Below are 12,920 nucleotides of genomic sequence, written 5' to 3'. Positions count from 1 at the left end.
CGTGATCACTCCGACCAAGTGATGAGGAAGGAAGCTATGACCAGCCAATTGGAGCGGCTAGAGCAGACTCTAGGCGGGAAGCTTGAGAGGCAGGGCGCTCGGGTGATCCCGGGCACTGTCGCTGTAGAGGGTACGGAGTTTGTCTATTTTGCTGATGATGGTAAGTACAAGTTCCGAAAGCAATTTAGAAACCTAACGGAATTCACCCTAACGGAATTCACCAATCCGCCGAATGCCAAGAGCGGAGGAGTTAACGAGCGAGGTTGTAAGGTCACCTTGTCTAGTGGTCAGCTGTTTCATGCAATTGGCTACCACGGCGACCTTGAGGGCTGGCGGAAGGACATAGAGGCTGGCGCACAGGCGATGCACCTTCTGCTGGCCCGGATCGAAGGCGATAAGTTCATGGTCTCGGACGGCCGCCTGTTTCCATTGAGCGAGTGCAAGATCGAGTTCGACTGACACTGGACGATTGCCACTACCGGCCAGTGAGCAATAGCGACAGACCCGGCTTCGGCTGGGAGAGATACTTTAGAGTGTCCGGATTTTCGAACCGAGGTTAAGGCAGTTAATCTTTAGTTGACGAACAGTTGGCGTACTAAAAGGGTGCTTAAGAGGAGGAGCAATGGAACTGTTTTCCTTTTGCTTCATCTATACGTCATATCGAGGTATGGATGGCGCAAGTTTTTTCGCTTCGTGTGCAGCACCTTAGCCCGGTACAAGTACTTTAATCGAAAGGGTGAGCCTGCTGGGCAGCCAGTTGGTATAAAGTTGGAAAATGGAAAATAAAAGTACGGAGCCCGTGAAAATTATACTCACGGAGTTATTGGAAATTTATAGGAAGGAGGGCGGGTTGGCGTTCTTGCCTGGGATCTCTGCGGTAATCGAGGCCATCTCAGAGTGTCGCGATATGGATGATCCACGGTTCCGTGAAGCTGCTTCAATATATAGGGTCCTGGCGGGTTCGAAATCCGGCTTCTCCGATTTTTATATAGAAAAAGAAACTGCAGAGGAAAGAGCAATTAAGAATATTCGGATTGACTATGTCAGGCAGGAGCTATGGAGGATTTTTGGCTGAGTTGATGACGACGATCCCGGCTATCTCCGTGTGTCCATATCCAACCCTGGCACCGACGTAATAGAGATTGCACTATCAGGCAAGGACCTGCACACCGGGCTTTGCAGAGATCTCATCTCTGCAGATTTGCCGATTACCGCTGGCACGGATCTCCCGACGCAGCTACTTACGCTGCGCCCGGGTGCGGCCATCGCAGCGCGCCTCGTGCTCGATGCGGCCTGCATGCCTGCAGATTCCGCCGCGCTGGTTGGTGCGTTGATCGTTGTGCGCGACGGGGTGATGGAATATCGCTCCTTCGGACAGGTCGATATTCCGCGAAGGGCAGTGTCCAGGCAATAGTTGTGGTCTGGCGGCGCGATCGCCGGCGACACCTGTGGCGGTAATGTGGCTCTGGTGCTCCGATTGGTCTACTTGTGGTGGGTCGTGACGCAACGGCCTGGCTTGGCCGCCCCTTCGCGCGGCACCGACATCCCTGCGTTCCCCAACTTTCCATACTTCTGGTGCGGCGGCGCACCAGAACCGTGCCGTGCGCACGTACTTGCCGCCTGCCATGGGCGTCTTCGGCCGCCATTGCGGTGCTTTCCATCCCTGGGTACCCCCAAAGCCACTGGCATGGTTGTTGCGATGCAGAATTCAAGTAACTTGAATTTAGAGAAAGTAACGCGTAGTTTTGCTCGAGTTACTTGAATACCAACCGTTTGTCCAAGTGTCGAAGGGGATGAGAGTGCGCAAGAAGAACACCGTAGTTGCCGCTGCCTTGTTGCTGGCCTCGGCCGGGTTGGCCGGGATGTCCGCGCCGGCTGCCGCCAAGGATGTCGTCAAGATTGCCTTCGTGGGCCCGCTGACTGGCGGCGTGTCGTCCATCGGCCTGGGCGGGCGCAACTCCGCCGACCTGGCGGTTCGCTTGCGCAATGCTGACCCGAAGTCGAAGTACACCTATGAGCTGGTCACGCAGGATGATGAGTGCCGCCCTAACGTGGGCGTGCAGGTGGCGACCAAGATCGCTGCCGACAAGAGCATCGTGGCGGGGGTGACGCATTTCTGTTCGGCCGTGGCGATGGGCACGGTTGGCGTGTACAACCGCTTTGGCATGCCGGCCGTGGTGTGGGGCGCGGTGTTGCCGGATGTCACTTACGGTAATAACTTCAAGGAGATCCATCGCGTCAATGGCACGATGATCAACCAGAGCGAGGTTGCGGCGAAGTTCATGACGGGCCTGGGCTACAAGAAGTGGGCGATCATCCATGACACCACCGATTACGGCAAAGGCCATAACAAGTACTTCAGCGAGTTCCTGAAAAAGGACGGTGGCACGGTGCTGGGTACGTTCGGCGTGACGGCCGACCAGCAGGATTTCACGACGGAGCTGACCAAGATCCGCGAGCTGAAGCCGGACGTTGTCTACTTTGGCGGCCTCACGCCGCTGGGCGTGCGCATCCGCACGCAGATGGAGAAGCTGGGCATCAAGGCACAGTTCGAGGGGACGTCGGGCATCAAGTCCGATGCGTATATCCAGGGTACGGGCAAGGAGCAGGCCGAGGGCTCGCTGGCCTTTATCGAGGGCGCGCCGTGGGAGAAGCTGCCCGGCGGCTTGTTCTTCGCGGGCAAGTATTCGCAGCAGAAGTACAGCGATCCGCCTGAGGCGTATGGCCCGTTTGCGTTCGCCGCGGCCAACCTGATCATGGATGCGGTGGAGAAGGTGGGGCCGGATCGCAAGAAGGTGCGCGACACGCTCAATGCGACCAAGGATGCCGACACCATCATCGGCAAGGTGACGTTCGACGACCATCGCCAGAACATCGTGCCGCTGGTGACCAAGTATGTGGTCGAGGATGGCAAGTGGGTGATCTGGGAGGACAGCACCTACGGCAAGGGCAAGAAGAAGCTCGCCGGCTTGTAAATCACTGCAGCGTTAAACCAGAAAAGCACGATTCCACGATCCCACGAATCCACGGGCCCGCGACCGCAAGGCGCGGCGGCCCGTGGCCGAGTGCGCGTGGCGTCTGGCTTCTTGTCTGGATGGGGGGGGAGGGGAACTCGATGAGTGAGATTGGCCAATACGTGTTCAACGGTTTGATGCTCGGCATGATCTATGCCATGGTCGCCGTGGGATTTACGCTGTTTTTCGGCGTGCTGGATGTGATCAAGTTCTCGCACGGCGATACGCTGATGGTCGGCGCGTTTGCTGGCCTGACGGCGTCCACCGGTGTGCTGATGCTCGACATCCAGTCGCCCTGGATCCGTTTGCTGGCGGTGGTGCTGTGCGCGATCTGCGTGACCGGCCTGCTGGGCGCGGCGATTGCAAAATTCCTGATCCTGCCGCTGCGCAAGGCGGCACCGCTCAATACATTGCTGGCCACGCTGATGCTGGGCACGGTGATGCGCGAATCCGTGCGGCTGTTCTATCCCGATGGCTCCAACCCCAAGCCGTTCCCGGCGCTGCTGCCAACGGCTTCCATCGAGCTGGGCAGCTTGTCGCTGCGTGCCGATAACCTGATCCTGCTGGCTACCGGCATCGCCATCATCGTCGGCGTGCATCTGCTGATTACGCGTACCCGTTTCGGCATGGCGATCCGCGCGGTGGCGCAGGATGGCGAAACGGCGCGGCTGATGGGCATCAACTTCGAGGCGGTGGTGCTGCTGACGTTCGCGCTGGGCTCGGGCATGGCCGCGCTGGCGGGCGTGATGAACGGGCTGTACTACAACGAGATCAACTTCAATGTGGGGCTGTTGCTTGGCGTGATCGGCTTTGCCGCGGCCATTCTCGGCGGGCTGGGGAACATCTACGGCGCCATCCTCGGCGGCTTCCTGTTTGCCGCACTGCAGGTGCTTGGCAGCGCCACATTGCCTGCGCTGATTCCGGATATCCCGAGCGCGTACAAGGACGTCTTCGCTTTCGCCGTTGTCATCGTGCTGATGGCCTGGAAGCCGACCGGCCTGATCGCAGAAAAATCCAGTGAGCGGGTCTGACACCATGAACACCATGAGCACCATCAACACCCCGAAGAGTCACACATCAGGCAAGCGTAATCCCGCCGTGGTGCTGGCGCTGGCCGGCATCGCGCTGACCGTCTATATGTGGTTGTTCCTGCATGCGGAGTCGCAGCTCAGCGTGGCCATCTTGCTGGCCGTTGCCATCGTGGCGGTCATTGCCGGCCAGAAACTGGGCGCCAACCGCGCACTCGAGGAGGCCGGCGCCAGCCGTCCGGGCCTGGCCCGCTTGTGGGCGGTGGGCGGCACGCTGGCGCTGATCGCCGCGTTCTACGATGCACACTTCGCGCTGCTGATGATCTGCTCCGTGCTGCTGTACACCACAGCCTGCCTCGGCCTGACGCTGCAGTTTGGCTTCTCTGGCGTGGCCAACTTCGCGGGCGCGGCGTTCTTTGGCATTGGTAGCTATGCCACTGCCGTGATGGCCATGCACACCGGCATTCCGCACTTGCTGATCATCGTCATCTCGGGCGTGATCGCGGCGCTGGTCGGCTCGATGCTGATCACGCCGGTGTTGCGCACGCGTGGGCATTATGCGGCCTTGGTGACCATCGCCTTCGGCATCCTGTTCAAGACCTTCATCGAGGTCAACGATGTGCTGGGCGGGCCGCAGGGTCTGCAGGTGCCGGGCATGACCATCTTTGGTTACGCGCTGAACGACGGCTTTACGGTGGCGGGTGTCGACGTGTCGTTCTACGTGAGCTATGCCTTGATCAGCCTCGGCATCTGTGCCGGTGTCTTTGCGACGGTAAAGGCGCTGGAGCGCTCGTGGGTGGGATTGAGCATGGACGTGGTGCGCACGGACGAGACGGCCGCCGCCACCTTCGGCTTGCATATCGCGCGCTGGAAGGTCGTGGCCTTCATGCTGGGCAATTTCTTCGCGGGCATCGCGGGCAGCATGTACGGGATGATCACCGGCTTCGTGGCGCCCAACAACTTCACGTTCTCGGATTCGCTGCTGATGCTGTCGATCGTGATCCTGGGCGGGCTGGGCAATGCGGTTGGCCTGATTCCGGCGGCCATCATCGTGCTGGTGCTGCCGGAGAAGCTGCAGTTCATCCAGGAGTACCGTTTCCTCTTCTATGCGGCGCTGGTGATCGCCATCCTGCTGTTCCGCCCCGATGGGCTGCTGCCGCGCAAGACGCGCTTGTTCTTTGGCCGGGAGACTTCGCGATGAGTGACAAGACCATGATTGAAGTCAAGGGCCTGACCATGCGCTTCGGCGGCCTGACCGCGCTGGACAGCCTGGACATGACAATCCGCGAGGGCGAGATCCTCGGGCTGCTGGGGCCGAACGGTTCGGGCAAGACGACCTTCTTCAATGTGCTGACCGGCCTGTACAAGGCGAGCAGCGGCACCATCACCTACAACGGCGAGAACGTCATCGGCAAGACGCCGCAGGACATCTACCGCAGCGGCGTGGCGCGGACGTTCCAGCGCTCGCGCTTGTCCTTGCCGCTCACGGTATTCGACAACATCGTCATCGGCGACTACCAGCACATGCAGCACGGGCTGGTGTTCAACCTGTTCCGGCGCAAGGCGTTTCGCGCGGAGTACGACGCCTATGTGGAGAAGGTGAAGGGGCTGCTGAATATCTTCAGCCCGCCGTTGGTGGCGCGGCTGTTCGAGCCCGTGGAGACCTTCACCATGATCGACCGCCGCCGCATCGAGGTGTGCCGCGCGCTGATGAGCCAGCCGCGTCTGCTGTTGCTCGATGAGCCATCCGCCGGCATGACGCATGACGAAACGCATGCGCTGATGAGCGACATCCTGGATGTGCGCGGCAAGCTGCCGAACTTGTCGGTGGTGCTGATCGAGCACGAGATGAACGTGATCGAGCGCATTACCGACCGCTGCGTGGTGCTCAACTATGGCAAGAAGATCGCCGAGGGCACCTACACGGAAATCACCGCCGACGCCAATGTGCAGACCGCCTACCTTGGAGAGGAAGCCGCATGAGCACGCTCGATTCCCCCGGCACGCTCAGCGTGAAAGGGCTCACCACCGGGTATGACAAGGTCAACGTGCTGCATGACGTTTCCATCGACGTGGCCCCTGGCAAGATCACCTGCATCCTCGGCGCCAATGGCGCGGGCAAGAGCACGCTGATTCGCGCCATCCTCGGCCTCACGCCACCGCGCCAGGGCCAGGTCTTGTGGAATGGCAAGGACCTGGCTGGCGAGAAGACGCACAACATCATCGCTACCGGGATCGCTTGCATCCCGGAGGGGCGCAAGATTTTCCCGCGTATGACGGTGGCGGAGAACCTGGCGCTGGGTGCGTACCTGGAGACCGACGCGGCGCGGGTGCGCGAGCGGCTGGCCAAGGTCTACGATATCTTTCCGCGCCTGAAGGAGCGGGCGGCGCAGCTGGCGGGGACGATGTCGGGCGGTGAGCAGGCGATGGTGTCGATTGGCCGGGGCTTGATGGCGGAGCCGAAGCTGCTGGTGATCGATGAGCCGTCGCTCGGGCTGTCGCCGCTGTATGTGAAAGAGAACTTCAAGGTCATCAAGCAGATCAACGCACTGGGCATCACCGTGCTGCTGGTCGAGCAGAACGCACGGCAGACGCTGGCCATTTCGCATTACGGCTACGTGCTGTCGCAAGGGCGCGTGGTGGCCCAGGGCACGGCCGAAGCGCTGGCCAGCAACGACGAAGTGCGCTCGGCGTATTTCGGCTGAAGGAGAACAGGCATGAACGATTTCCTGGCACTGCCGGCGCGTGAGCTGGCGGCACGCATGGCGCGGCGCGAGCTCAGCGCGCAGGCCTTGGTACGCGCGTACATCGCGCGCATCGATGCCGCCGAGGCCGGCATTCTGGCCTGGCAGCATTTCGATGGGGCGCAGGCATTGCAGCAGGCACGGTTGCTGGATGCGGGGCCTGCCTTGGGCGCGCTGCACGGCTTGCCCATCGGCGTGAAGGACCTGATGGACACCGCCGACATGCCCACCACGTATGGCTCGCCGATCTACGCCGGGCATCGGCCGGTCATGGATGCCGCCTGCGTGGCAATGGCGCGCGCCGCGGGTGCGGTGGTCATGGGCAAGACCGTGACCACGGAGTTCGCTACTTTCCAGCCGGGGCCCACGCGCAACCCGCGCGCCCCCGCCGATGCCCCGCGCACACCGGGTGGCTCGTCCAGCGGATCGGCGGCGGCGGTGGCTGCCGGCATGGTGCCGATCGCGTTCGGCACGCAGACCGCCGGCTCCATCATCCGTCCTGCTGCCTATTGCGGTGTGGTCGGCTACAAGCCGACCTTTGGCACGCTGCCGTCGGCCGGCATCAAGTCGCTCGCGCCCAGCCTGGATACCGTGGGCGTGCTGGCGCGCTGCGTCGACGATGCGGCCTTCTTCATCGGCGCGATGGCGCGCCTGCCGCTCACGCCGCCGCAGACCGGGCAGGCGATGCCGTTGCGCGTTGGCATTTGCCGCACGCCGCATTGGGAGCGCGCGGGTGATGACAGCCGGCGTGCGCTGGACACGGCCGCGCGCTTGCTCGAGGGGCATGGCGCCGTGTTGAGCGACCTGCTGCTGCCGGCGGAGTTCGATGAACTGACGCAGGCCCAGATCGACATCATGGCGTACGAAGCCGCAGCCGCTTTCGCGCCGGAAATGCGCGCGCGGCCCGATGGTTTCAGCATTGGCTTTGCCGCGTTGCTGGCGGCGGGCCGCGGCATCGATGGCAGCCGCTTCTTTGCCGCGCAGGCGCTTGCCAGTTCCGCGCGCAGGGCCTTCGAGCAGATGTTCGCGTCCGTCGACATCGTCCTCGCACCGAGCGCGCCGGGCGAGGCCCCGGCCGGCCTGGGCGCGACGGGCGATCCGATGTTCAACCGCATGTGGACGCTGCTTGGCAATCCCTGTGTCCATGTACCTACCGGCACGGGTGCGCACGGCATGCCGGTGGGCGTGACGCTGATTGGCCCGCACCGGGGCGATGCGCGCGTGCTTGCGGCTGCGCAGACGCTTGAGCGCTGCGTGGCTTGAAGCGCGGCGATATGACCGATCTGAATCCGAGGAGAATCCATTGACTCAACAAGATCCGCTGGCGCAGCACGCGGCAGAACAGGCGCAGGACCATGTCAATAGTGGCCGCTTGCAGGCGGCCATTGCCGCGCTGGCCGCTTTCGGCGGTCGGGACGATGGCGGCGTCTCCCGTGAAACGCTGACCGATATCGACCTTGCCGCCCGGCGCTACCTGATCGAGCAGGCGCGCGCGCTGGGTTGCGAGGTGAGTACGGACGATTGCGCCAACCTGTTTTTCCGCCGTGCTGGCAAGGCGGACCTTCCGCCCGTGCTGACCGGCAGCCATGCCGACACGCAGCCGGTCGGGGGCAAGCTGGACGGCGCCTACGGCGTGCTGGCCGGGCTCGAAGTCATCGCGGCCCTCAATGACGCCGGCATCGAGACGCTGCGCCCGATCGAAGTGGTGGCCTGGACCAACGAGGAAGGCAGCCGCTTCGGGCCCGGGGCCATGGGGTCGAGCGCGTTTGTGGACCCGGCTTGCCTGCCCGCGTATCGCGCGTCGGTGGACGGCGCCAACATCCGCTTCGGCGATGCGCTGGATGCCGCGCTTGCCGCCACGAACGATGTGCCGCGCCGCCCGATGCAGCGGCCGATGTCGGCCTGCGTGGAGTTGCACATCGAGCAGGGCCCGGTGCTGGAGCGCGCGGCCGTGCCGCTGGGCGTGGTCACCGGCATCCAGAGTGTGCGGTGGTACCGCGTGGAATGCACCGGCGTGATGGCGCATGCGGGCACCACGCCCATGGACGAGCGCAGCGATGCCATGGCTACCGCCGTTGGCATTGCCCACCAGTTGTACACCTACGCCGCCGCCGAGGCCGCCAGCCAGTTGCGGCTGACGCTGGGCCGCTGGCAGGTCGGCCCCAACTCCGTCAACACGATTCCGGGCAAGGTAGAATTCACGATTGATGTGCGCTGCGTGGACGAGGCAGTGCTGGCGCGTTTCGAGGCAATGCTGGCTGCTGTGGTGGCGCAGGCTCGGCCGCGCCAGGGCGGCATCACGTACCAATGCTTTTTCCGGCGCCCGCCAACGCACTTTCCCGCTGCCATGCTGAACCTGATCGAGCGGGCCTGTGCGCGGGCCAGCGAGCAGGCATCGCAGGGCAAGCCGCTGCACCTCACATCCGGCGCGTTCCACGATGCCATGTACCTGGCGGAGCATTGCCCCACGGCCATGATTTTTGTGCCCAGCAAAGGTGGGATCAGCCATAACGCGGCAGAGGAAACAGCGCCGCACGAACTATTCCTTGGGGCGCAGGCGCTGGCCTATACCGTGGTCGCGCTGGCGAGCCAGTAACCTGGGTTCTTCATCTTCAACTTGTCTTGCACGGAACGTGAATTGAAAGCCAAAAGCGCGCTGGCGGTTGACCAGATCGACTCAGAAGATCAAAGCGACCCGAACGACAAGAAGACGCCTGCCTCCAGCCTGGGCGTGCGGTTGCGCCATGCGCGCCTGGTGTCGGGCTACACGCTGCTGCAGCTGGCGCAGAAGGCTGGCTGCTCGGAAAGCCTGATCTCCAAGCTGGAGCGCGGCCTGGCCTCCCCCTCGCTCGCCATGCTGCACCGGCTCGCGGTTGCGCTCGACACCAATATTGCCGCGTTGACGAGCGAGGACAACCCCAGCGAAAGCCCCATCAAGCGCCAGGGCGAGCGTCCGGTCATCAAGGCGGGCGGCATCGCGCTGGAGCGCATTGTGCTGGCCAAGCGTGGCGGTTTGCTGCAGGCCAATATCCACATCGTGGCACCGGGCGAAGCCAGCGATGGGCAGATCGAGCATGTCGGCGAGGAAGTCGGTTATGTGCTTGAAGGCACGCTTGAGCTGACGCTGGGCGACATGAGCTACACAGTTGGCGTGGGCGATGCGTTCACGTTCCCGAGCAGCGTGCCGCACGGTTACCGTAACGCCGGCACCGGCGTGGCGCGGGTTTTGTGGGTCAATTCACCGGCGACCTTCTGATTGCCTGCTCACAGGTATCTCGGCAAGCACGCGCCTCAAGCCGGCTTGAACAGGTGCAAGGCGGACAATATCGGTCCGCTGGAAATAGCAAACACCGTTGATCCGGCTCACGATCATGCGGCTGACCCTGCTTCCCCCACCCTTGACACCCCCCAACCCCGCATGTTCCAATCCGCCCACATTCTGATTTGGGTCGACGCCCAAGCCAACCTGCCTTCCCGGGCAAGGTGGATCGCGAAAGCGGATGTGGCTCCTTGAGGAGCAACCAAACGGGCCATGCGTCGACCCTCCTTACACGGAGGGTTTTTTGTTTTCTGCTTCGGTCATGGATTGCGAGATCCCACGCAGCCGCTTCCAGGGCTGCCTGCTGGGCGGCGCTGTTGGCGACGCACTGGGCGCTCCCGTGGAGTTCCTGTCGCTCGCGGAGATTCGCGAGCGCTTTGGCAAGGACGGCATCACCGGCTACGCCCCGGCCTATGGTGGCGTCGGCACCATCACCGATGACACGCAGATGACGTTGTTCACGGCGGAGGGCTTGCTGCGGGCGTGGGTGGGCGAGGCGAGCGGGGGCGTCGGCAGTGTGCCTGGCGTGGCCTCGCGCGCTTATCTGCGCTGGTTGTTGACGCAGGGGATCCAGCCTGCGTTCCATCGCGATGTGCTGCCGGACAAGCCGGGATGGCTTTACCAGCAGGCGGCACTGCATAGCCGGCGCGCGCCGGGAAACACTTGTTTGTCGGCGCTGGAGGCCATGCTCAAGCTGGGAGAGCCCGCGCGCAACGACAGCAAGGGCTGCGGGGGCGTGATGCGTGTGGCGCCGGCTGGCCTGTTTGTGTGGCGGCGCGCCGGGCAGCGATCGCCTCAGGATGCCTTTGCCTTGGGAACGGAGCTGGCCGCGCTGACCCATGGACATCCAAGCGGATCGCTGACAGGCGGCGTGCTGGCGGTGTTGATCCGCGAGCTGGCCGACGGCGCTGCGCTGCCTGATGCTTTGTCGAGCGCCAAAGCGTGCTTGTCCACGCGGCCGGATCACGAGCAGACGCTGCTGGCCATCCTGCATGCGCAGGCGCTGGCCGACTCCGGCGTGGCCGCCGATGACGCCATCGCGCGCCTGGGCGAGGGCTGGGTGGCGGAGGAGGCGTTGGCAATCTCCATCTACTGCGCGCTGGTCGCGCGTGATTTTCGTCACGGGGTTGTGCTGGCGGTGAATCATGATGGCGACTCGGATTCCACGGGCGCCATCACGGGAAACCTGCTGGGCACGTTGCTTGGCGTGGAGGCGATTCCGCCGGAGTGGCTGGCGCCTTTGGAGCTGCGCGAAGTGATCACCGAGCTGGCTGACGACCTGAGCGTGTTCCCCGAGTGGGACTTGGGTATCGACCCGGCAGACGAGGCGCTGGTTCAGCGCATCCGGACGAAGTATCCTGGGCTTTGAATGTTGCGCGCTACGGCAGCACCGTTTGATAGCCGATAGCCGATAGCCGATAGCCGATAGCGGGACCGGACATTGCCTTGTCCGGAATGCGATTTATGATGGCGCTCCCATCTCCAAGCCCAGCAGCAGGGCCCGGTATCCCATGCATCAGGAAGAAGAACTCAGGGTCGCAAAGCGCAAGGCATTGGCCTTGCTGCTGTTCGCGTTTGCCGTTTTCGTCACCACCGTCCTGCTGCCGCGCGCGCCTTTGACGGATGGCGTGCGGGCGGCGGCGGAGGCGGCGCTGGTTGGCGGGCTGGCGGACTGGTTTGCCGTGGCGGCGCTGTTCCGGCGGATTCCGTTGCCGGGCTTTGCGCGCCACACCAACATCATCATCCGCAAGCGGGACGATATCGCGGATGGCCTGGCGGTGTTCGTGAAGGAGAAGTTCCTGGACGTGCCGTCCGTGGTTGCGCTGATCGAGCGGCATAATCCGGCGCTGGTGGTCACCCGCTGGCTGGAGTCGCCCGCCAACGCGCGGCAGATCGGTGATGTGGTGGTGAAGTTCGCGAGCGGCATGCTGGATGTGATGGATGAGCGCAACATCCAGACTCTGCTGAAGCGGGCGGTGGATACGATGATCGACAAGGTCGATCTGTCGGAGTCCGCGGCGACCATCCTCGACAGCCTGACCAGGAACGATCGGCACCAGGCGCTGCTCGATGAGACCATCGCGCAGTTGATTGCTTTGCTGAACGAGCCGCCCGCCCGCGCTTTTATCTCGGAGCGGATCGTGGAGTGGCTGAAGAGCGATCACCCCAGGAAGGAGCGGTTGCTTCCCACCGAGTGGATCGGAAGCAATGGCGCTGACATGATTTCCGCGGCGCTGAGCCGCGTGCTGACCCAGATCGAGGGCGATGCCGATCACGAGTTGCGCAAGCGCTTCGATGCGGCCGTGCAGCGTTTGATTCAACGGCTGAAGCACGATGCCACGTTCCACGCCAAGGCCGAGGCGCTGAAGGCGCACCTGAAGCAGGATGGGGCGCTGAACGCCTATGTCGGCGGGCTTTGGGCCGAGTGGCGCGATTGGTTCAAGCGCGACCTGGCGCGCGAGGATTCTGCCACGCACCGCAAGGTGGCGGCGGCGGGCCAGTGGATCGGCGCGGAGCTGGCGCGCAACGCGTCCCTGCGCGCATCGCTCAACGATCACCTGCGCGATGCGGCGCGCAACATGGCGCCGGACTTTGCGGAGTTCATCACGCGGCATATCAGCAACACCATCCGCAGCTGGGATGCGCGTGATATGTCCCGGCAGATCGAGCTGAACGTGGGCAAGGACCTGCAGTACATCCGCATGAACGGCACGGTGGTCGGCGGGCTGATCGGCGCGGCGCTGTACCTGATCGCGCAGCTGCCGGCGTGGCTCGGCCGCTAGGCGCCAGCAGGATCGCGCGCCATTGACCAGGT

The 12,920-nt window shown here is 63.4% G+C and carries 13 protein-coding genes and 1 riboswitch; all 13 genes read left to right on the top strand.

Annotation, left to right across the window (positions count from 1 at the left end; genetic code table 11):
* On the top strand, nt 1-459 hold a 459-nt coding region (locus AC1DQR_RS28170), incomplete at its 5' end, for a hypothetical protein (protein ID WP_477134184.1).
* A 316-nt stretch (nt 460-775) separates the two neighbouring features.
* Nucleotides 776-1,075 carry a hypothetical protein gene (locus tag AC1DQR_RS28165; RefSeq protein WP_477134183.1) on the top strand — a complete coding sequence of 100 codons (300 nt, stop codon included), beginning with the start codon at nt 776-778 and terminating at the stop codon, nt 1,073-1,075.
* Between the two features lie 30 nt (nt 1,076-1,105).
* A complete protein-coding gene (locus AC1DQR_RS28160; protein WP_477134182.1) occupies nt 1,106-1,414 on the top strand; it encodes a hypothetical protein in 309 nt (102 codons plus the stop codon).
* Between the two features lie 385 nt (nt 1,415-1,799).
* Nucleotides 1,800-2,975: a branched-chain amino acid ABC transporter substrate-binding protein gene (locus tag AC1DQR_RS28155; protein WP_150985396.1), complete on the top strand. Its 1,176-nt coding sequence runs from the start codon at nt 1,800-1,802 to the stop codon at nt 2,973-2,975.
* Between the two features lie 140 nt (nt 2,976-3,115).
* Nucleotides 3,116-4,045 (top strand): branched-chain amino acid ABC transporter permease, encoded by a 930-nt coding sequence (locus AC1DQR_RS28150; protein WP_477134181.1) that lies wholly within the window; start codon nt 3,116-3,118, stop codon nt 4,043-4,045.
* Nucleotides 4,046-4,058: 13 nt separating this feature from the next.
* A complete protein-coding gene (locus tag AC1DQR_RS28145; protein ID WP_477134187.1) occupies nt 4,059-5,243 on the top strand; it encodes a branched-chain amino acid ABC transporter permease in 1,185 nt (394 codons plus the stop codon).
* Nucleotides 5,240-6,025 (top strand): ABC transporter ATP-binding protein, encoded by a 786-nt coding sequence (locus tag AC1DQR_RS28140; protein ID WP_416050112.1) that lies wholly within the window; start codon nt 5,240-5,242, stop codon nt 6,023-6,025. Before AC1DQR_RS28145 ends, AC1DQR_RS28140 begins: the two co-directional genes overlap by 4 nt.
* Nucleotides 6,022-6,747 carry an ABC transporter ATP-binding protein gene (locus AC1DQR_RS28135; RefSeq protein ID WP_477134180.1) on the top strand — a complete coding sequence of 242 codons (726 nt, stop codon included), beginning with the start codon at nt 6,022-6,024 and terminating at the stop codon, nt 6,745-6,747. The genes AC1DQR_RS28140 and AC1DQR_RS28135 overlap by 4 nt, the downstream gene beginning before the upstream one ends.
* A gap of 12 nt (nt 6,748-6,759) precedes the next feature.
* Nucleotides 6,760-8,049 (top strand): amidase, encoded by a 1,290-nt coding sequence (locus AC1DQR_RS28130; protein ID WP_477134179.1) that lies wholly within the window; start codon nt 6,760-6,762, stop codon nt 8,047-8,049.
* Nucleotides 8,050-8,089: 40 nt separating this feature from the next.
* Nucleotides 8,090-9,382: a M20 family metallo-hydrolase gene (locus AC1DQR_RS28125; protein WP_416050115.1), complete on the top strand. Its 1,293-nt coding sequence runs from the start codon at nt 8,090-8,092 to the stop codon at nt 9,380-9,382.
* A 75-nt stretch (nt 9,383-9,457) separates the two neighbouring features.
* Entirely contained in the window at nt 9,458-10,042 is a 585-nt protein-coding gene (locus tag AC1DQR_RS28120) for a helix-turn-helix domain-containing protein (RefSeq protein ID WP_253929463.1), read from the top strand.
* Between the two features lie 173 nt (nt 10,043-10,215).
* A riboswitch (SAM-I-IV-variant riboswitch) is annotated at nt 10,216-10,321 on the top strand.
* Between the two features lie 28 nt (nt 10,322-10,349).
* Complete coding sequence (locus AC1DQR_RS28115; protein ID WP_477134178.1) at nt 10,350-11,474, top strand: ADP-ribosylglycohydrolase family protein; 1,125 nt, start codon at nt 10,350-10,352, stop codon at nt 11,472-11,474.
* A gap of 142 nt (nt 11,475-11,616) precedes the next feature.
* Nucleotides 11,617-12,888, top strand: coding sequence for a DUF445 domain-containing protein (locus tag AC1DQR_RS28110; RefSeq protein ID WP_477134177.1), 1,272 nt, complete (start codon nt 11,617-11,619; stop codon nt 12,886-12,888).
* The last annotated feature ends 32 nt before the right edge of the window (nt 12,889-12,920 follow it).

It is taken from the genome of Cupriavidus sp. 05L411 (assembly GCF_056398045.1).
Note: the sequence above shows the minus strand (reverse complement) of the source record. Positions and strands in the feature narration are given on the sequence as shown.